The 17,857-nt window shown below is 64.1% G+C and carries 20 protein-coding genes; 7 read left to right on the forward strand and 13 right to left on the reverse strand.

Annotated elements, in window-relative coordinates:
• Positions 1 to 8 precede the first annotated feature (8 nt).
• Both ctaD and coxB read right to left on the reverse strand, forming a co-directional pair.
• Positions 9 to 1,598, reverse strand: a complete 1,590-nt coding sequence (gene ctaD / locus L6D77_RS15600) for a cytochrome c oxidase subunit I (protein ID WP_110995001.1) — start codon at positions 1,596 to 1,598, stop codon at positions 9 to 11.
• 43 nt (positions 1,599 to 1,641) lie between these two features.
• Complete coding sequence (gene coxB / locus L6D77_RS15605) at positions 1,642 to 2,769, reverse strand: cytochrome c oxidase subunit II (protein WP_125857012.1); 1,128 nt, start codon at positions 2,767 to 2,769, stop codon at positions 1,642 to 1,644.
• A gap of 380 nt (positions 2,770 to 3,149) precedes the next feature.
• Here coxB and L6D77_RS15610 point away from each other — a divergent pair, with 380 nt between their 5' ends.
• Positions 3,150 to 3,791 (forward strand): hypothetical protein, encoded by a 642-nt coding sequence (locus L6D77_RS15610; protein WP_232884366.1) that lies wholly within the window; start codon positions 3,150 to 3,152, stop codon positions 3,789 to 3,791.
• Between the two features lie 129 nt (positions 3,792 to 3,920).
• On the opposite strand, the gene L6D77_RS15615 is transcribed toward L6D77_RS15610, so the two are convergent.
• The 5 genes from L6D77_RS15615 to prlC form a co-directional block, all read right to left on the reverse strand.
• Positions 3,921 to 5,456, reverse strand: coding sequence for a SulP family inorganic anion transporter (locus L6D77_RS15615; protein ID WP_232884365.1), 1,536 nt, complete (start codon positions 5,454 to 5,456; stop codon positions 3,921 to 3,923).
• Positions 5,457 to 5,644: 188 nt separating this feature from the next.
• Positions 5,645 to 6,364: a carbonic anhydrase gene (locus tag L6D77_RS15620; protein WP_232884364.1), complete on the reverse strand. Its 720-nt coding sequence runs from the start codon at positions 6,362 to 6,364 to the stop codon at positions 5,645 to 5,647.
• 388 nt (positions 6,365 to 6,752) lie between these two features.
• Positions 6,753 to 7,808 (reverse strand): PA0069 family radical SAM protein, encoded by a 1,056-nt coding sequence (locus tag L6D77_RS15625; protein WP_269807615.1) that lies wholly within the window; start codon positions 7,806 to 7,808, stop codon positions 6,753 to 6,755.
• Between the two features lie 199 nt (positions 7,809 to 8,007).
• Complete coding sequence (locus L6D77_RS15630) at positions 8,008 to 8,292, reverse strand: YheV family putative zinc ribbon protein (RefSeq protein WP_217867787.1); 285 nt, start codon at positions 8,290 to 8,292, stop codon at positions 8,008 to 8,010.
• Positions 8,289 to 10,340, reverse strand: coding sequence for an oligopeptidase A (prlC, locus tag L6D77_RS15635; RefSeq protein WP_236170090.1), 2,052 nt, complete (start codon positions 10,338 to 10,340; stop codon positions 8,289 to 8,291). Before prlC ends, L6D77_RS15630 begins: the two co-directional genes overlap by 4 nt.
• Positions 10,341 to 10,442: 102 nt before the next feature.
• Between prlC and L6D77_RS15640 the strand changes: the two genes are divergently transcribed.
• Together L6D77_RS15640 and L6D77_RS15645 are read left to right on the forward strand one after the other, a co-directional pair.
• Positions 10,443 to 10,991, forward strand: a complete 549-nt coding sequence (locus L6D77_RS15640; RefSeq protein ID WP_232884362.1) for a gamma carbonic anhydrase family protein — start codon at positions 10,443 to 10,445, stop codon at positions 10,989 to 10,991.
• Positions 10,992 to 11,054: 63 nt separating this feature from the next.
• The gene (locus L6D77_RS15645) at positions 11,055 to 11,702 is read left to right on the forward strand and encodes an HAD family hydrolase (protein WP_232884361.1); all 648 of its coding nucleotides are present in this window, start codon (positions 11,055 to 11,057) and stop codon (positions 11,700 to 11,702) included.
• Between the two features lie 115 nt (positions 11,703 to 11,817).
• Here the strand turns inward: L6D77_RS15645 and L6D77_RS15650 are convergent, their stop codons facing one another.
• Positions 11,818 to 12,909: an aminopeptidase gene (locus L6D77_RS15650; protein ID WP_232884360.1), complete on the reverse strand. Its 1,092-nt coding sequence runs from the start codon at positions 12,907 to 12,909 to the stop codon at positions 11,818 to 11,820.
• A gap of 67 nt (positions 12,910 to 12,976) precedes the next feature.
• On the opposite strand from L6D77_RS15650, the gene L6D77_RS15655 reads away from it, so the two are divergent.
• Positions 12,977 to 13,390, forward strand: a complete 414-nt coding sequence (locus tag L6D77_RS15655; RefSeq protein ID WP_232884359.1) for a PA0061/PA0062 family lipoprotein — start codon at positions 12,977 to 12,979, stop codon at positions 13,388 to 13,390.
• Positions 13,391 to 13,445: 55 nt separating this feature from the next.
• Positions 13,446 to 13,859, forward strand: a complete 414-nt coding sequence (locus L6D77_RS15660) for a PA0061/PA0062 family lipoprotein (protein WP_232884358.1) — start codon at positions 13,446 to 13,448, stop codon at positions 13,857 to 13,859.
• 32 nt (positions 13,860 to 13,891) lie between these two features.
• On the opposite strand, the gene L6D77_RS15665 is transcribed toward L6D77_RS15660, so the two are convergent.
• Both L6D77_RS15665 and L6D77_RS15670 read right to left on the reverse strand, forming a co-directional pair.
• The gene (locus tag L6D77_RS15665; RefSeq protein ID WP_153789030.1) at positions 13,892 to 14,125 is read right to left on the reverse strand and encodes a DUF1161 domain-containing protein; all 234 of its coding nucleotides are present in this window, start codon (positions 14,123 to 14,125) and stop codon (positions 13,892 to 13,894) included.
• A gap of 74 nt (positions 14,126 to 14,199) precedes the next feature.
• Positions 14,200 to 14,625 (reverse strand): OsmC family protein, encoded by a 426-nt coding sequence (locus L6D77_RS15670; protein ID WP_125462052.1) that lies wholly within the window; start codon positions 14,623 to 14,625, stop codon positions 14,200 to 14,202.
• A 154-nt stretch (positions 14,626 to 14,779) separates the two neighbouring features.
• On the opposite strand from L6D77_RS15670, the gene L6D77_RS15675 reads away from it, so the two are divergent.
• Positions 14,780 to 15,784, forward strand: coding sequence for an LLM class flavin-dependent oxidoreductase (locus L6D77_RS15675; protein ID WP_232884357.1), 1,005 nt, complete (start codon positions 14,780 to 14,782; stop codon positions 15,782 to 15,784).
• Between the two features lie 80 nt (positions 15,785 to 15,864).
• Here L6D77_RS15675 and L6D77_RS15680 read toward each other — a convergent pair whose 3' ends face one another.
• Together L6D77_RS15680 and L6D77_RS15685 are read right to left on the reverse strand one after the other, a co-directional pair.
• Positions 15,865 to 16,086: a DUF1161 domain-containing protein gene (locus L6D77_RS15680; RefSeq protein ID WP_153789033.1), complete on the reverse strand. Its 222-nt coding sequence runs from the start codon at positions 16,084 to 16,086 to the stop codon at positions 15,865 to 15,867.
• Between the two features lie 101 nt (positions 16,087 to 16,187).
• Positions 16,188 to 16,403, reverse strand: coding sequence for a dodecin (locus tag L6D77_RS15685; protein ID WP_003253076.1), 216 nt, complete (start codon positions 16,401 to 16,403; stop codon positions 16,188 to 16,190).
• Between the two features lie 152 nt (positions 16,404 to 16,555).
• On the opposite strand from L6D77_RS15685, the gene L6D77_RS15690 reads away from it, so the two are divergent.
• Positions 16,556 to 16,879: an ElaB/YgaM/YqjD family protein gene (locus L6D77_RS15690; RefSeq protein ID WP_232884356.1), complete on the forward strand. Its 324-nt coding sequence runs from the start codon at positions 16,556 to 16,558 to the stop codon at positions 16,877 to 16,879.
• On the opposite strand, the gene L6D77_RS15695 is transcribed toward L6D77_RS15690, so the two are convergent.
• A complete protein-coding gene (locus tag L6D77_RS15695) occupies positions 16,876 to 17,772 on the reverse strand; it encodes a LysR family transcriptional regulator (RefSeq protein WP_232884355.1) in 897 nt (298 codons plus the stop codon). The genes L6D77_RS15690 and L6D77_RS15695 overlap by 4 nt on opposite strands.
• Positions 17,773 to 17,857 lie beyond the last annotated feature (85 nt).

Consider the following 17,857-nt stretch of genomic DNA (forward strand, 5'->3'; position numbering starts at 1 on the left):
GCGCGCTCCTACTTCACTTCCGGCGGGGTCTGGAAGGTGTGGTAGGGCGCCGGCGACGGTATCGACCACTCCAGCCCCTCGGCACCGTCCCATGGCTTGGCCGGCGCCGGGGCGCCGCCACGGATGCACTTGATGACGATGAACAGGAAGAAGATCTGCGTGGCGCCGAACATGAACGCGCCGATCGACGAGACCATGTTGAAGTCGGCGAACTGCAGGTTGTAGTCGGGGATCCGCCGGGGCATGCCGGCCAGGCCGACGAAGTGCATGGGGAAGAAGGCCATGTTCATGCCGATGAACGACAGCCAGAAGTGCAACTTGCCCAAGGTCTCGTCATACATGTGCCCGGTCCACTTCGGCAGCCAGTAGTAGGCCGAGGCGAAGATGCCGAAGATCGCCCCGGGCACTAGCACGTAATGGAAATGCGCCACCACGAAGTAGGTGTCGTGGTACTGGAAGTCCGCCGGCGCGATGGCCAGCATCAGCCCGGAGAAGCCACCGATGGTGAACAGGATGACAAAGGCGATGGCGAACAGCATCGGCGTCTCGAAGGTCAGCGAACCTTCCCACATGGTGCTGACCCAGTTGAACACCTTCACCCCGGTGGGCACGGCGATCAGCATGGTCGCGTACATGAAGAACAGCTCGCCCACCACCGGGATGCCGACCACGAACATGTGGTGGGCCCAGACGATGAACGACAGGAAGGCGATCGCCCCGGTGGCGTAGACCATCGAGGTGTAGCCGAACAACGGCTTGCGCGAGAACGCCGGGATGATCGAGCTGACCGCGCCGAACGCCGGCAGGATCATGATGTACACCTCGGGGTGGCCGAAGAACCAGAACACGTGCTGGAACAACACCGGGTCGCCACCGCCGGCGGCGCTGAAGAAGCTGGTGCCGAAGTGGATGTCCATCAGCATCATGGTTACCACACCGGCCAGCACCGGCATCACCGCGATCAGCAGGAACGCGGTGATCAACCAGGTCCAGACGAACAGCGGCATCTTCATCAAGGTCATGCCCGGGGCGCGCAGGTTGAGGATGGTGGCGATCACGTTGATCGCGCCCATGATCGAGCTGATGCCCATCAGGTGGATGGCGAAGATGAAGAAGGTCACGCTGGCCGGGGCGTAGGTGGTCGACAGCGGGGCGTAGAAGGTCCAGCCGAAGTTCGGCCCGCCGCCGGGGCTGAACAGGGTCGAGACCAGCAGCAGGAAGGCCGCCGGCAGCAGCCAGAAGCTGAAGTTGTTCATCCTCGGCAGGGCCATGTCCGGCGCGCCGATCATCAGCGGGATCATCCAGTTGGCCAGGCCGACGAAGGCCGGCATCACCGCACCGAACACCATGATCAACCCGTGCATGGTGGTCATCTGGTTGAAGAACGCCGGTTCCACGATCTGCAAGCCCGGCTGGAACAGCTCGGCGCGGATCACCATGGCGAACGAGCCGCCGAGCAGGAACATGGTGAAGGCGAACCACAGGTACATCGTGCCGATGTCCTTGTGGTTGGTGGTCAGTACCCAGCGCATCAGGCCCTTGGCCGGGCCGTGGGCGTGGTCATGGCCGTGGGCGTGGTCGTCGATCACTGCACTCATGTCCTGTCTCCTGCAATCCACTGGCTACCGCGAGTTACCCGGTTCATTGCGCTTCGGCCTGCTTGAGCGCCAGCACGTCCTTCGGCGTGACCATGTCGCCCTTGTTGTTGCCCCAGGCGTTGCGCTCGTAGGTGACCACGGCGGCGATATCGACTTCCGAGAGCTGCTTGCCGAACGCCGCCATGGCGGTGCCGGGCTTGCCGTGGAAGACGATGCTCAGGTGGCCTTCCTTGGGCCCGGTGGCGATCTTCGAGCCCTTGAGCGCCGGGAACATCGGCGGCAGGCCCTGGCCCTCGGCCTGGTGACAGGCCACGCAGGTGGTGTGGTAGACCTTGTCGCCACGCGCCACCAGCTCTTCGAGGGTCCATTCCTTGCTGGTCAGCTCCTTGAGCTTGGCCGCCTCGGCCTTGCGCTCGCCGAGCCAGGTGTCGTAGTCGGCCTTGGACTTCACCTCGACCACCACCGGCATGAAGCCGTGGTCCTTGCCGCACAGCTCGGTGCACTGGCCGCGGTAAATGCCGGGTTTCTCGATGCGGGTCCAGGCCTCGTTGACGAAACCGGGTATGGCGTCGCGCTTGACCGCGAAGGCCGGCACCCACCAGGAGTGGATCACGTCGGCGGCAGTCACCAGGAAACGCACCTTGGCCCCCACCGGCAGCACCAGCGGCTGGTCGACTTCGAGCAGGTAGTGCTCGTCCTTGGGCGCCTTGTTGTGGATCTGGTCGGCGGGGGTGGCCAGGTTGCTGAAGAACTCGACGTCCTGGCCCAGGTATTTGTAGTGCCACTTCCACTGGTAACCGGTGACCTGGATATCGATGTCCGAGTCGGTGGCGTCGTAGATGTCGATCAGGGTCTTGGTGGCCGGGATGGCCATGGCCACCAGGATCAGGAAGGGGACGACCGTCCAGAGAATCTCCACCCAGGTGTGCTCGTGGAAATGCGCGGGCTGTTGGCCGGTGGAGCGGCGGTGGATGACCATCGACCAGAACATCGCGCCGAACACCACGATGCCGATGATCACGCAGATCCAGAAGATGGTCATGTGCAGGTCGAAGACGGCGTGGGAGACCTCCGTCGCCCCAGGCGCCATGTTCACGGTCCATGCAGCCTGTGCCTGACCAAACACCGACCACAGCAGGAGGCCCATCCAGACATGTGGATGTCGCATCATTGCGGGTTCCCCTTATCGTTCTTGTAGTCCCGGAGGCGTGGACGACCTGCTACGACAAAGAAGGGTACGGCGGTCAAGACTGCTGACTTCGACGACCGAGCCCCCTGCTAAAGGCAGTCGGGCCTCATCAACGAATCACGTTTCATCGGGAGTATAGACAGCGACCAATGGCGCGCAATGAAGGGTGTGAAATGAACTTCATACAACCAAACGTTTGCGCTGAAAGCCCCATGAATGCTGGGCTGGGGCACAATGATGGCATATTGATATAGCCAATTTCCTACACGTGTCTCAGTGATATAACAAATGCGTCTTAGCCAATCTCTCAAGCGAGCTAACTTAGTGTCTTCCGTTTGTAACGCCTTGTCCCTGGAGTTGTCATGAACATCGCTGCTGTACGCGAGCAGATCGAAAATGCCCATCAACACGAGAGCCGCACAGGCCAACTGAAAACCCGCCTCGAACTGCAACTGCCGCACCTGCATCCCTCGATCCAACTACCCCAGCAGGACGCACAGGGTACTTTGGCGCGCTTCGTCGGCGCCTATATCAACGAAGTGCCGGAATTGCTCGAGGCCGCCCACAGCGTGGCCCGCGAGGCTGGCATCGAGTCGCAGATCAAACCGGTGCTGAAAATCGCCGAGGCCTACTTCCTGCAGCCACCCAGCGTGATGGCCGGGCATGTCGGTCTCGACTGCCTGCTGGACGAGGCCTACCTGGCGCATCGCCTGGTGGAGGAGGTCAACGACCTGTATATCCGCCATTTCCAGCAGCCGCTGATTCCGGTGGATACCACGGTGGCCAACGTGATCGCCCATCAACTGATTGGCGAAACCTTTGCCAACCAGCTGGATGAGGTGGTGCACCACTCGGTGGATGAAATGCTCAACGAAGAGAGCTTTGCCGTGGAGTCGGTGGAGCGCTATCGCGACAAGCTGTCGAGCCCTGAGACCGGGGAGGCGTGGAAGCGCTGGCCGTGCCTGTCGCGCCAGCTGGGCGTCGAGCTGGGCCAGTCGGCCTGAGTTCTGTTCAAGATCGGCGGGGCCGCGCTGCGGCCCTTTCGCGGCACAAGGCCGCTCCTACAGGAGGTCGCGGTCACCTGTAGGAGCGGCCTTGTGCCGCGAAAGGGCTGCAAAGCAGCCCCAAAGGAACTACGCCCCAACTCCGGCCGTAGTGCGCAACCGCCCCTCGACCCGCCGCTTCAACCGCCGCCGCTCCAGCACCAACCGCGTCCCCTTGGCCGCACTGCTGCGCCCCCAATCCTCCAGCAGTTCCAGGCAGGAATGGTCGATGTAGCTCAGGTTACCCAGCGGCACATGCAAGGTCGTCCCTTCCGGCACGGTGTCCAGCACCTGAGTCAGCGCCGGTACCTTGAGAAAGGTCGCCGCCCCGCTCAGACGCAGCTCCATGTGCCCCGGTTTGGCCAGCGCCACCAGGTTGATCTTCAGCCGCGCCGCCTTCAGTGCCAGCTTCAGCAACGTCAGCGCGAAGCCCAGCAACACACCCGTGAGCAGGTCGGTGAAGACGATCGCCAGTGCCGTCGCGACATAGGTGAACATCGGCATCCGCCCATAACGGCTCAACCCTCTGAACGCCTTGAAATCCACCAGTTTCACACCGGTGTACACCAGCACGCCCGCCAGGCTGGCCACCGGGATCTGCTGCAACACACTGCTCAGTGCAACGACGAACGCCAACAACCACACACCATGAAGAATCGCCGAAGCGCGGGTTTGCGCACCGGCCTGCACGTTGGCCGAGCTGCGCACGATCACCCCGGTCATCGGCAGCGCACCGAGCACCCCGCAGAGCATGTTGCCGACCCCTTGCGCCGACAGCTCACGGTCGAAGTCCGAACGCTGGCCGCTGTGCATGCGGTCCACCGCCGCCGCCGAAAGCAACGTTTCGGCACTGGCGATGAAGGCCAGGGCGAAGGCCGCCACCAGCAGGGTCGGGTCTGCCAGCTTGAGCAGGTCGTCCGGGCGCAGCCAGTCGATGGCTTCGGACAGGTCCGCCGGCACTTGCACCCGGTTCACCGGCAGCGCCAGCCACAGGCTGATGGCGGTCATCGCCGCCACCCCCAGCAATGCGCCGGGGATGAAGCGCAGGCGTTGCGGGCGCAAGCGCTCCCACCCCCACATGACGGCGATGGTTCCCAGGCCCAGCGCGCCGGCCTGCCAGCCGTTGCCTGCGCTTTCCAGCGGCAGCGCCGCGGCCAGCGTGGCCGGGAAGCCCAGCAGGTTATCCACACCCGACGGCTGGGGCGCCGCGTCGAACATCACATGCACCTGGGACAACACGATCAGCACGCCGATACCGGCGAGCATGCCGTACACCACCGCCGGCGCCGTGACGCGGAACCAGCAGCCCAGGCGCAAACGCCCGGCCAGCAGCTGCAGCAGGCCGGCCAGCAGCAGGATCGGCCCCAGCATGGCCACGCCATGCTGGCGCACCAGCTCGAACACCAGCACCGCCAGGCCGGCGGCGGGCCCGCTGACCTGCAGCGGTGAACCGGCGATAAAGCCAACCACGATGCCGCCGATGATGCCGGTGATCAGGCCCTTGGACGGTGGCAAGCCAGAGGCGATGGCAATGCCCATGCACAGCGGCAGGGCCACCAGGAACACCACCACCGAGGCCAGCAACTCACGCGGCAATGCCGCTTTGATCTGTGTCTTGTTCACCATGACGCTCCTTTCTCGATTCACGGCCATTCCTCTGGCCGCGAGCACTGTGAACCCCGAATTGCGCGCAGGCGCGGGCCGCCAGCAGGTTTGCCGGCAAGGCGTTCGGGGGAATTCAAGGCAGGCGAAGGCCGCGCCGCACCCGTGGGGTGCAGCCGGCTATCAAGGTTTTTTCAGCGTGACGGGGTCGCTTAGTAGCGGCCTCTCGGAGTGGCGCTAGGGATCGGCTGGCCTGCGGTCAGCGGCAGGAAACGGTCGCTGGCGGCATCGTAGGCTTCGATCTGGCTGGTCTCGATGTCGTACAGCCAGCCATGGATGTGCAGCTGGCCCGCGGCCAGGCGCGAGGCCACCGACGGGTGAGTGCGCAGGTGGTGCAGCTGGGCGATGACGTTTTCCTTGGTCACCAGCTGCATGCTTTCGTGCGGGGTGCCGCAGGAGCAGTTGTCTTCGACCACGGTACGCGCCACCTCGGCGTGGCGCAGCCAGGCCGCGACGGTCGGCATCTTGTCCAGCGAGTGCGGGTTGAGCACCGCGCGCATAGCGCCGCAGTCGGAGTGGCCGCAGACGATGATGTGGTGCACGCCCAGCGCCAGCACCGCGTATTCGATGGCACTGGAAACGCCACCGTTCATCTGGCCATACGGCGGTACCACGTTGCCGACGTTACGGGTCACGAACAGGTCGCCCGGCGAGCTCTGGGTGATCAGCTCGGGGACGATGCGCGAGTCGGCACAGGTGATGAACATCGCGCGGGGCTTTTGCGCGGTAGCCAGCTTCTTGAACAGCTCTTGCTGTTCAGGGAAGACCTCAGTGTGGAACCGCAGGAAGCCGTCGACGATATGCTTCAGGGCGGCATCGGCGCTTTCGGCGGGTGCGGCCGGGACAACCTTGGATGGGTCCTTGATGGGCATGATTCATCCTCTATGACGGTTTGAAGGTGAGTTCCATGTTACCGGGGAAAGATTGTGGCTATGCGGGGATTTAGATGACGCGCACAGGTAATTAATCACAGTCCCGGTGGGCTGATTCCTACGCTAGCGAAGAAAACTTAACTGAAACTTAATTTGGACAGCTCTAGAACGGGCGTTCCAGAGGTTTTAGGCGGGCTCTGGATAATAGCAAAAAAGCATCAGTTGCCAATAGCCACGACTGATTTTAGTACCTTGCATTAGCCACACTGGGGATAGCTGTTTCGTGGCAAACACCTACCTTGTGGGAGCGGCTTCAGCCGCCAAGCAGGCAGCACGGTGTAGGCACCGGCTACGCCGGTGTTCGCGGCTAAAGCCGCTCCCACAGGCATCAGAACAACGCCATCTGCCCGCCCGGCGGGCAGAACGCCGTGCAATCCAGCGCCAGCTCCTCCCGCCCCTCAAACCCCAGGCGCTTGGCCGCCTTGCGAAACCGTTGAGCCAGCAGCTCGGCGAACACGCCTTCACCGCGCATCCGCGCGCCAAACCGGCTGTCGTACAGCTCGCCACCCCGACTCTGGCGGATCAGGCTCAGCACATGGTCGGCGCGTTGCGGGTAATGATCGCGCAGCCACTGTTCGAACAGCGGCGCCACCTCCAGCGGCAGGCGCAGCATCATGTACGCCGCGCTTTGGGCGCCGGCTTGCTTCGCCGCCTCCAGCAGGCGCTCCAGCTCACTGTCGTTGATCATCGGGATCATCGGCGAACACAGTACCCCCACTGGCACGCCGGCCTCGCGCAAGACCCGAATCGCGCGCAAACGCGCCTTGGGCGCGGCTGCCCTGGGTTCCAGCGTGCGCTTGAGCTCATCATCCAGGGTGGTGAGGCTGATCATCACCCGTGCCAGGCGCTGGCTGGCCAGTTCGCTGATCAGGTCGAGATCGCGCAGGATCAGCGAGCCCTTGGTGACGATCGTCACCGGGTGGCGGTAGCGCAGCAGCACCTCCAGCAGGCGCCGGGTGAGTTGCTGCTCGCGCTCGATGGGCTGGTAGGGGTCGGTGTTGGAACCCAGGTTGATCGGCGCGCAGACGTAGCCCGGCTTGCTCAATTGCTGTTCGAGCACCTCGGCGGCGTTGGTCTTGGCGATCAGCTTGGTTTCGAAGTCCAGGCCGGGGGAGAGGTCCCAGTAGGCGTGGCTGGGGCGGGCGTAGCAGTAGATGCAGCCGTGTTCGCAGCCGCGGTAGGGGTTGATGGAGCGGTCGAAGGGCAGGTCGGGGGAGGTGTTGCGGGCGATGATGGTCTTGGCCAGCTCGATTCGCACCTCGGTGCCTTGGGTGAGCGGGACTTCCTGGTACCAGCCGTCGTCCTCGGCCACCGAAATGCTCGGGGCGAAGCGGTTGTGGGGGTTGGTGGTGGTGCCGCGGCCACGGAGGGGGCTTGGCTTCATGATGAAAAACCCGGATTACTGTATACGCATACAGTAATCCGGGTTTTCCTTAAGTACCAGTGCCGTCAGGCGGATTGCAAAGGGCTGCTGCGCAGCCCATCGCCGGCAAGCCGGCTCCCACAGAAGAGCGCGATACCCTGTGGGAGCCGGCTTGTCGTGGCGACGAACCGCGGCGATGGGCCGCAAGGCGGCCCCAGTCTCACTCAGGCTTCTTGAGCTTCGGATTGGGGAAGAACTGCACCGTCTGCACCTGCACCTTCACAGGCGCCGCTTTCGGCGCCAGCTGGTTGACCCGGGTGCCAAGCTCGGAAGGCACCGACAACCCCTGTTCATTCAAGGTATCGGTGAACCCGCAGCCCACACACTCGCGGTGCGGCACGCCATCCACGCTCCACATCATCAGCTTGTCCATCTCGCTGCACGCCGGGCACACGGCCCCGGCAATAAAGCGTCGCTTGGTTATGCTCACAGCTACCTCACTCATGCCGCTGCGTCCTCGCTCAGGCCGCAGTGGCGCAGCAGTGCATCGATGGAAGGCTCACGGCCACGGAAGTCGACGAACAACACCATCGGCTCGCGGGAACCGCCCCGGGCCAGGATCGCCTCGCGGAACGCGCGGCCGGTCTCGGCATTGAGCACGCCTTCTTCTTCGAAACGCGAGAAGGCGTCGGCCGACAGCACTTCGGCCCATTTGTAGCTGTAGTAGCCCGCCGCGTAACCGCCGGCAAAGATGTGCGCGAAGCTGTTGGGGAAGCGGTTGTACGCCGGTGGGCGCATCACCGTGACTTCGTCGCGCACGCCTTCGAGTACCTGCAGCACACTGCGGCCATCACCGTGGGTGGCGTGCAGTTCGAAGTCGAACAGCGAGAATTCCAGCTGGCGCACCATCATCATGCCGGACTGGAAGTTCTTCGCCGCCAGCATCTTGTCCAGCAGGTCCTGGGGCAGCGGCTCGCCGGTTTCGTAGTGACCGGAGATCAGCGCCAGGCCCTCGGGCTCCCAGCACCAGTTCTCCATGAACTGGCTCGGCAGTTCCACTGCGTCCCAGGCCACGCCGTTGATGCCGGACACACCGGCATGCTCGATGCGGGTCAGCAGGTGGTGCAGGCCATGGCCGAACTCGTGGAACAGCGTGGTGACTTCATCGTGGGTCAGCAGCGCAGGCTTGCCGGGCGCGGCCGGGGTGAAGTTGCACACCAGGTTGGCCACCGGGCTCTGCAGGCTGCCGGCCGCGGTGCGGCGACGGTCGCGGGCGCCGTCCATCCAGGCACCGCCGCGCTTGTTGGCGCGGGCGTAGAGGTCGAAGAAGAAGCGGCCGACGTGCTGGCCGTTCTCTTTGATCTCGAACAGGCGCACGTCCGGGTGCCAGGCGTCGAAGCCCTTGAGCTCGGCGATCTCGATGCCGTACAAGCGCTGGACGATGGCGAACAGGCCGGTCAGCACCTTGTCGATCGGGAAGTAGGCGCGCAGGGCTTCCTGCGACACGCTGTAGCGCTGCTCACGCAGCTTCTCGCCGAAGTAACCGGCATCCCAGCTGGCCAGTTCCGGGGTGCCCTGCTCGGCGGCGTAGGCCTTGAGCTGGGCAAGGTCCTGGGCGGCGAACGGCTTGGAACGCTTGGCCAGGTCTCGCAGGAAGCTCAGCACCTGGTCGCTGGACTCGGCCATCTTGGTGGCCAGGCTCAGTTCGGCGAAGTTCGGGTAGCCCAGCAGCTTGGCCAGTTCCTGGCGCAGGTCGAGGATCTGTTCCATCACCGGGCCGTTGTCGAACTGGCCGGCATTCGGGCCCTGGTCGGAGGCGCGGGTGCAGTAGGCGGCGTACAGCTCTTCGCGCAGGGCGCGGTCGCTGGCGTAGGTCATCACCGCGTAGTAGCTGGGGAATTCGAGGGTGATCAGCCAGCCATCGAGGCCTTTGGCCTGGGCGGCGGCAGCCATCTGTGCCTTGGCCGAGTCGGTCAGGCCGGCCAGCGCGGCTTCGTCGGTGACGTGCTTGGTCCAGGCCTGGGTGGCATCGAGCAGCTGGTTGGAGAAGCGGCTGCCCAGTTCGCTGAGCGTGCTCTGCACTTCGGCGTAGCGCTGCTGCTGTTCGGCCGGCAGGTCGATGCCCGACAGGCGGAAATCGCGCAGGGCGTGGTCGATGATGGTTTTTTGCGCCACATCGAAGCTCGCAGCCTCTGGGCTGTTGGCCAGGGCTTGATAGGCGTCGAACAGGGCGCGGTTCTGGCCCAGTTCGGTGGAGTAGGCGCTCAGGGCCGGCAGGCAGGACTCATAGGCCTCGCGCAGCTCCTGGCTGTTGCACACCGCGTTCAGGTGGCTGACCGGGCTCCAGGCGGCGCCCAGGCGGTCGTTCAGTTCGTCCATGGCCAGCACCAGGCCGGCCCAGGTCGGGTTGTTGCCCTGCTTCTCGAGGATGTCGGCGATGGCCTTGCGGTTGTCGGCAAGGATCTGCTCGATCGCCGGCAGCACATGCTCGGCGCGGATGGCCGAGAAGGGCGGCAGATCATGGGACTGCAGCAGCGGGTTGTTCGCACTCACGGTTCGGGTACCTTGGCAGGAGAAACACGGGACCATCTTAATTACAATCGACGCCGACCGCAGCAGGCAGCCTGCCTATCGGCATTGCAGAGGAACACTATCATGGCCCTCCGGACCTTCCAGGAACACACGCCGAAAGTGGGAGCACGGGCCTTCGTCGACCGCTCGGCGGTGGTCATCGGCGACGTCGAGATCGGCGAAGACAGCTCGATCTGGCCACTGACAGTAGTGCGCGGCGACATGCACCGCATCCGCATCGGCGCGCGCACCAGCGTGCAGGATGGCAGCGTGTTGCACATCACCCACGCCGGCCCGTTCAACCCGGATGGCTTCCCGCTGGTGATCGGCGACGAAGTAACCATTGGTCACAAAGTCATGCTGCATGGCTGTACCCTGGGCAATCGCATCCTGGTGGGCATGGGCAGCACCGTGATGGACGGCGCCATCGTCGAGGACGAGGTGATCATCGGTGCCGGCAGCCTGGTGCCATCGGGCAAGCGCCTGGTCAGCGGCTACCTGTACGTGGGCAGCCCGGTGAAGCAGGCGCGCCTGCTCACCGACCAGGAGCACGCCTTCTTTGCCTACAGCGCCAGCAACTACGTCAAGCTCAAGGACCAGCACCTGGCCGAAGGCTACGACCAACCGGAATGACTGCTTCGCCGCTGCGATTTACCCGCGAAGAAGTCGACGCAAGATTTGAGTGGAACCCACTACATGCATCAACAAAACATCCTCTTCGACCTCGACGGCACCCTGACCGACCCGCGCCTGGGCATCACCCGCTCGATCCAGTACGCGCTGGCCAAACTGGGCATCGACGAGCCGGACCTTGCCCGCCTCGAACACTTCATCGGCCCGCCCCTGCTGCAGGCGTTCATGCAGTTCTACCACTTCGACGAAGCCAAGGCCTGGGACGCGGTGAACTTCTACCGCGAGCGTTTCAAGGTGACCGGGCTGTACGAAAATCGGGTGTTCGACGGCGTGCCGGCGCTGCTGCAGGCGCTCAACAATCAAGGCCGCACGCTGTATATCGCCACCTCCAAACCGTGGGAGTTCGCCCGCGAGATCGCCCGGCATTTTGAGTTCGATCATCACTTCAAGGTGATCTATGGCAGCGAGCTGGATGGCACGCGCACCAACAAGGTCGAGTTGATCCGTCATCTGCTTGACGAGGAAGGGTTGGACCCGGCGCAGACGCTGATGATCGGTGACCGCAAGCACGACCTGATCGGCGCGCGCAGCAATGGCTTGCAGGCGGTGGCGGTGGGGTATGGGTTTGGGAGCCGTGAAGAACTGGAGGCTGAAGCGCCGGCGTTCCATTTCGAGACACTGGCTCAGATGCACCAGGCGTTTCTCGGCTGAAGTCCTGGGGCCGCTTTGCGGCCCATTCGCGGCACAAGGCCGCTCCTACAGGGGGTCGCGATGTCCTGCAGGAGCGGCCTTGTGCCGCGAAGGGCTGCAACGCAGCCCCAAAATCTCAAGGGTTAGCCATCAACCTTGCAAGCGCCAGCTTACGCTCCTCGACCGGCATCCGCCCCAGGTCTTCGACCCGGCCATAGAACCTCAACCAATCCCCACCAACCTCCTTGAACAGCTGCGAAAACGCCGGCACCCACTGGTCATACAGCCCAAACGGCAACAACTTCGCATTGTTCATCGGCCCGTACATCCAGGCATCGAAACGCCGGTCCCCCGCCCACTCGCGATCCCGCACCTCGCGGTACTCGCGTCGCAACCGTTCGAACTCCGCCTGCTTGGCCGCCCGCTTGCCCGCCTCATCCAGCGGCCCGGCATAGATCGCCTGCAAGCGCTCGCGGCTGGCCAGTACCAGACGTATGAAGGCATCGCGTTGCCCAGCCCCACGCTCCTCGACCGCTGCCAGCCCACGCGCCGCGCGCCATTGCCGGGTGCCTTCCTGCTCGACGAAGGAGGCGAACGACTCGTTGAACTCGGTATCGTCCTGCACATAGAAGCGCTGATGCGCCAGCTCATGGAAGATCACCGTGGCCAGGCGCTCGTCGCCCCAACCGGCCATGCTGGAAAGGATCGGGTCGTCGAACCAGCCCAGCGTCGAATAGGCTTCCACACCCCCGACATAGACATCCAGGCCCTCCTGGCGCATCAGCGCCGCCGCGCCTCGGGCCGCGCCCTGCTGGTAGTAGCCGCGATACGCCACACAGCCGGCAATGGGGAAGCAATGGGTAACTGGCTGCAGCGACAGCTCAGGGGTGGCGAACACGTTCCACACCACATAAGGCCGGCCCAGCTCGGCATACACCCGGTAACTGCCGTTGTCCGGCAGTTTCAGCTGCTCACTGGCAAACACCCGGGCCTGCTGGGCGAACTGCAGGCGCTGGCGCAGCTCCGGGCGGGTGGCGGGGTCGTCGATCACCTGCGCCACGGGCTGGCGGGCGCGCAACAGCTGCCATTGCCCTTCGGCCAACTGGCCGTAGTAACCCAGGCTGGAACAACCGCTCAGCAGAACGCCGAGCACGGCGGGAACCAAGCGGGTGAAAACGCGGTCCAGACCCCGACGGCTGCAGCGCGTGAAAAGAAAAAGTCCAAACATCGAGGCTGTCTATCTCGCTCGTCGGCCGAATGCGACCAAGACTATCTTGCCAAGGGGGAGCTTCGCCATGCGTACTCGGTTTGCCGTGGGCACACTCATGCTGCTGTCCGGCTGTGCCACTTTGCCCGACCCGGACCCGAACCAGGCCTGGATCGACCTGGCCCCGCACGACAACGCCTCGCTGCATGCCGTGCAGGTGGATGAGCGGGCCTGGGCCGACAACCGCTATTTCGAGGTGCAGCCCGGCAATCACGAGCTGACCGTGCGCTACCAGTTCGCCGTGACGCCCAGCAACATCGGCCCGGTGGACGAGCCGCTGTGGCGCGACTGCCAGCTGAACCTCACGTACAAGGACTTCACCGCCGGCCAGCGTTACCAGGTGCAGGCCGGCAGCATTGGTTTTCGCCCCTGGATCAAGCTGTATGACCAACAGCAAAAATTGATTGGCCAGGGTGAACCGGCAGGCTGTCAGCGCACCTGAAGGCCGCGAACGGCGCTATGCTTGTAGCCTGTAAATCGCGAGCGGGAGTTTCGCCATGCGCCAGCCCATGATGCTGTTCGCCATCAGCGCACTGGGGGCTTGCGCCAGCCCCTTGCCGCCAGTCGACCCAGGCAAGGCCTGGATCGACATGTACACCGTCACCCCCGGCCGCACCCTCATGGCCGACCGCCTGGACGGCAAGCGGCTCGAGGATGGCCGCTACTTCCAGGTGACGCCGGGCAAGCATGAGCTGGTGGTGCGCTTCGACTACGAGGTGCACTCCGGCGGCTTCAGTACCGACCCCACCGAGCGAACCTGCTACCTCACCGTGCGCTACAACGATTTCAAGGCGGGCGAACGTTATCGCCTGGAGGCCCGAGCGCCAGTCATGCAGCCGCAGATACTGATGTACGACGCCAACCGCAAGGTGGTGGTGAATGAGCCGAGCAATGTGGTCTGCATTCCCTGAAGGTAACGCGGGGCCGCAATGCGGCCCCAGCGTTATCGATCATTCTTCTGATAAATGATCTTCTTGGTCCCACCCTCACAGCTCCCCACGACCATGCTCTGATCATGGACTTCGCTGTTCGGCACGATCTCCAGCGTGTAGGAGGTCACCCCGCGCGCCTGGATCTTCGCCTCGATCTCAGCCTTGAGTTCCTCGCACGGCTTGACTGCGGCCAGTGCGCCCGTGGCCATCAGGGAGGCCAGCACGGCAATTGCTACGCGGATCATCGAACCACTCCTCAAAGGGCAGGCGGGCTGCCGATGCTGGTTAGACTACCGCAAACCGCCGCCGTTGCGCCGGCCTAGGTCAGCAGGGTCGCATCCAGGCTGATGGTCGCATTCAGCACCTTGGACACCGGGCAACCGGCCTTGGCCTTGTTGGCGATCTCCTGGAACTGCGCCTCGCTGGCCCCAGGCACTTTCGCCTTGAGCGTCAGGTGCACCGCGGTGATGGCGAAGCCGTCGGCCTGCTTGTCCAGGCTCACTTCGGCAAAGGTGTCGATGCGCTCCGGGGTCAGGCCAGCCTCGCCCAGCATCATCGACAGGGCCATGGAGAAACACCCGGCATGGGCCGCGCCAATCAACTCTTCGGGGTTGGTCCCCGGGATGCCTTCAAAGCGGGTGTTGAAGCCGTAGGGGTTTTGCTTGAGCGCGCCGCTTTCGGTGGACAACAGACCGTGGCCATCCTTCAGGCCACCTTGCCAGATTGCCGATGCTGTCTTTTTCATGCTGCCTCCAGGACATAGGGTGGGGTGTTTATGGTTCTGAGGACCCTGCCCACGCCAAGTTCAGATCAATCCACCGGCAGGCATTGAATCCTTCGAATGTGCCCATACAGAGTCTGCAAGGCCTATGGCCAACCACCTGCTGCGGAGGCTTTCGATGACGCACCTGCGAGACCTGAAATATTCCACCCTCGACCTGGTGCCCGTGCGCGCCGACGGTGGCCCGGCGCAAGCGCTGCGCAACTCGCTGGACCTGGCGCAACACGCCGAACGCTTCGGTTACCACCGCTTCTGGGTGGCCGAACACCACAACATGGACGGCATCGCCAGCTCGGCCACCGCCGTGCTGATCGGCTACCTGGCCGGCGGCACCTCGACCATTCGCGTAGGCTCCGGCGGGGTGATGCTGCCCAACCACGCACCGCTGGTGGTCGCCGAACAGTTCGGCACCCTCGCCAGCCTGTACCCGGGCCGCATCGACCTGGGCCTGGGCCGCGCCCCCGGCTCCGACCAGATGACCGCCCGCGCCTTGCGCCGCGAGCGCTCCGGCAGTGCCGATGATTTCCCGGATGACGTCGAGGAGTTGTCGCGCTACCTCGGCCCGCGCACCGACGACCAGAAGGTCATCGCCGTGCCCGGCCACGACACCGAGGTGCCGATGTGGCTGCTGGGCTCCAGCCTGTTCAGCGCCCAGCTGGCCGGCATGCGCGGCATGCCCTATGCCTTCGCCTCGCACTTCGCGCCGCGCTACATGCACGAGGCGATCCGCATCTACCGCGACCACTTCAAGCCCTCCACCACGCTGGCCAAGCCCTACGTGATGCTCGGGGTGCCGATGGTGGTGGCCGAAACCGACGAGAAGGCCGAATACCTGGCCACCTCGGTGTACCAGCGCATCCTGGCGTTGATCCGTGGCCAGAGCCTGATGCAGCGCCCGCCCGTCGAGAGCATGAACGGCCTGTGGCTGCCCCATGAACGCGACGCGGTGAGCAGTTTCCTGGGCCTGGCAATGATCGGCAGCCCGCAGAAGGTACGGGCCAAGGTGGAGGTGCTGCTGGAGCAGACCGGTGCGGATGAGCTGATCTTTACCAGCGACCTGTATGAGCATGCAGACCGGATCCGGTCTTATGAATTGATGGCGCAAGCTTTGAAAACCGAGTGAAGTTCATCGCTGGCAAGCCAGCTCCCACAAGTACAGCGCTACCCATGTGGGAGCTGGCTTGCCAGCGATGAGTCCGGTGCTCAACCACGCCGGTAGACAATCTCTTTGGCTCCGCCCTCGCAGGTACCCACCACCTTGCCCGCCGGGTCGCCCTTGTTGACGATCTCCAGCGAATAACCCTTCACGCCCTTGGCATCCAGCTTGGCGGCAATCTCTGCCTTGAGTTCTTCGCACGGCTTGCCCGCCGCCATCGCACCGCCGGCCAGCACCATCAGGCCTACTGCCACAATCAACTTCTTCATCTATCGCATTCCTTGTACAGATCAAAGTCGAAAAGGGCGCAGCCTGTGCGCCCTGCAAACCTATTACCGCATCATGCCGGGCTTGGCCAGCCCGGGAGCAGTCAGCTGTTGGCGATGCGAAAGCCCACCTTCAACGTCACCTGGAAATGCGCGGCCTTGTTGTCACGGATGTGGCCGCGGGTATCGACCACTTCGAACCATTCCAGGTGCTTGATGCTCTTGCCGGCCTCGGCCAGGGCATTGTTGATCGCTTCTTCGATGCTGGTGGGCGAGGACCCGACCAGTTCGATCTTCTTGTAGGTGTGATGATCGGTCATGAGCGCGCTCCTTCGGTGAAGTGTCCGTTCAGCCTAGCAGTGCCGGCCTGGTTTACCTGCGAGCCGATGTCGCAGGTGAAAGTTCGATCGCACTTTCAGCCCGCCGCGCAGTCGCACCCTGTACACCACATCCACCGCGAAGGAGAGTCACCATGGCCCACAACTCGCTGCGCAAAGCGTCGCTGGAAAGCATGGAAGCCGAGATCGAGAGCCTGCTCAAGACCTTGGAACACCTCAAGCACGATGCCTCGGAAGAATCGCAGAAAACCATGAAGGCGCTGCGCGGCAGTGCCGAAAGCGCCCTCAAGCACTCGCGCAGCCTGCTCAGCGATGCCTATGCGGATGTTAAAACCCGCACCCGCGAAACCGGTATCGCCACCCGCGACTATGCCCAGCAACACCCCTGGACCACTGCCGGTGTGGCCGTTGGCGCCCTTGGCCTGCTGGCCGCCTACCTGATGTGCCGCCGCAACTAACCCGCCTGCCGTTGCAGCTCCTGGCGCAGCCACTGCGCCAGTTGTTCGGCGCGCCCGTCATCGGCGCGCCGCGGTACCCACAGGGCCAGGGCCGCACGGGTGGGGGAAAAGCCCCAGGGTGCTGCCAGCCGCCCGGCTTTCAGGTCGTCCGCTACCAGTGGCTGGGGTGCGATGGCCACTCCCAGCCCGGCTACCGCCGCCTCCAGCAAGTAGTACAGGTGCTCGAAGGCCTGGCCGTAATTCAAGGCTTCAGGCGCCAGGCCCTGCTGTTCCGCCCACGTCGGCCAAGCCTGCGGGCGCGAGGTGGTGTGAAGCACTGCCTCTCGTTGCAAAGCCACGGCTGGCGCGGCTTTCAAACGATCGAAGCCTTCGAAGTGAGGGCTCAGCACCGGGCCGATCCGCTCTTCAGCAAGCACATGCACCTGCATGTCCGCAGGCCACGGCGGCTCGGCATACACCAGCAGCGCGTCCAACCCCGGGCGCCGCGGGTCAAGGTCGCCTTCACCGGCTGACAGGTGCAAACGCAGCTCCGGCAGGTCCGCTTTCAAACGCCCAAGGCGCGGGATGAACCAGCGCGCCAGCAGGCTGCCCGAGCAGCCGAGCACGAACGGCGCTTCGTCTGCCGTGCGCGAAAGCTCGGCACACACGCCGCGCAGGCGGTCGAACGCCTCGAAGCTGGCATCGCGCAGGCGCACACCGGCATCTGTGAGTTTGACGCCGCGCCCGTCCTTGACGAACAGCGCCACCCCAAGGTGCTCTTCAAGCACCTTGATCTGCCGACTGACTGCGCCATGGGTCACATGCAGCGCTTCGGCTGCCTGGCTGACGCTGTTGAGCCGGGCGGTGGCCTCGAAGGCGCGCAGGGCGTTGAGCGGGGGGAGGTCATGGGCCATATGACTTGTGAGATTTCCTGACAGGTTTGCGCAATCTTATCGGTTTTCAGCGGCGTGCGCCGTGAGTAGAGTAAAGCCCATCGAC

Source organism: Pseudomonas parasichuanensis, assembly GCF_021601385.1.
Lineage (GTDB): Bacteria > Pseudomonadota > Gammaproteobacteria > Pseudomonadales > Pseudomonadaceae > Aquipseudomonas > Aquipseudomonas parasichuanensis.

Coding starts and splice junctions, on each gene's coding strand:
- ctaD (WP_110995001.1), bottom strand. CDS start 1,598: ATGAGTGCAGTGATCGACGACCACGCCCACGGCCATGACCACGCCCAC.
- coxB (WP_125857012.1), bottom strand. CDS start 2,769: ATGATGCGACATCCACATGTCTGGATGGGCCTCCTGCTGTGGTCGGTG.
- L6D77_RS15610 (WP_232884366.1), top strand. CDS start 3,150: ATGAACATCGCTGCTGTACGCGAGCAGATCGAAAATGCCCATCAACAC.
- L6D77_RS15615 (WP_232884365.1), bottom strand. CDS start 5,456: ATGGTGAACAAGACACAGATCAAAGCGGCATTGCCGCGTGAGTTGCTG.
- L6D77_RS15620 (WP_232884364.1), bottom strand. CDS start 6,364: ATGCCCATCAAGGACCCATCCAAGGTTGTCCCGGCCGCACCCGCCGAA.
- L6D77_RS15625 (WP_269807615.1), bottom strand. CDS start 7,808: ATGAAGCCAAGCCCCCTCCGTGGCCGCGGCACCACCACCAACCCCCAC.
- L6D77_RS15630 (WP_217867787.1), bottom strand. CDS start 8,292: ATGAGTGAGGTAGCTGTGAGCATAACCAAGCGACGCTTTATTGCCGGG.
- L6D77_RS15640 (WP_232884362.1), top strand. CDS start 10,443: ATGGCCCTCCGGACCTTCCAGGAACACACGCCGAAAGTGGGAGCACGG.
- L6D77_RS15645 (WP_232884361.1), top strand. CDS start 11,055: ATGCATCAACAAAACATCCTCTTCGACCTCGACGGCACCCTGACCGAC.
- L6D77_RS15650 (WP_232884360.1), bottom strand. CDS start 12,909: ATGTTTGGACTTTTTCTTTTCACGCGCTGCAGCCGTCGGGGTCTGGAC.
- L6D77_RS15655 (WP_232884359.1), top strand. CDS start 12,977: ATGCGTACTCGGTTTGCCGTGGGCACACTCATGCTGCTGTCCGGCTGT.
- L6D77_RS15660 (WP_232884358.1), top strand. CDS start 13,446: ATGCGCCAGCCCATGATGCTGTTCGCCATCAGCGCACTGGGGGCTTGC.
- L6D77_RS15665 (WP_153789030.1), bottom strand. CDS start 14,125: ATGATCCGCGTAGCAATTGCCGTGCTGGCCTCCCTGATGGCCACGGGC.
- L6D77_RS15670 (WP_125462052.1), bottom strand. CDS start 14,625: ATGAAAAAGACAGCATCGGCAATCTGGCAAGGTGGCCTGAAGGATGGC.
- L6D77_RS15675 (WP_232884357.1), top strand. CDS start 14,780: ATGACGCACCTGCGAGACCTGAAATATTCCACCCTCGACCTGGTGCCC.
- L6D77_RS15680 (WP_153789033.1), bottom strand. CDS start 16,086: ATGAAGAAGTTGATTGTGGCAGTAGGCCTGATGGTGCTGGCCGGCGGT.
- L6D77_RS15685 (WP_003253076.1), bottom strand. CDS start 16,403: ATGACCGATCATCACACCTACAAGAAGATCGAACTGGTCGGGTCCTCG.
- L6D77_RS15690 (WP_232884356.1), top strand. CDS start 16,556: ATGGCCCACAACTCGCTGCGCAAAGCGTCGCTGGAAAGCATGGAAGCC.
- L6D77_RS15695 (WP_232884355.1), bottom strand. CDS start 17,772: ATGGCCCATGACCTCCCCCCGCTCAACGCCCTGCGCGCCTTCGAGGCC.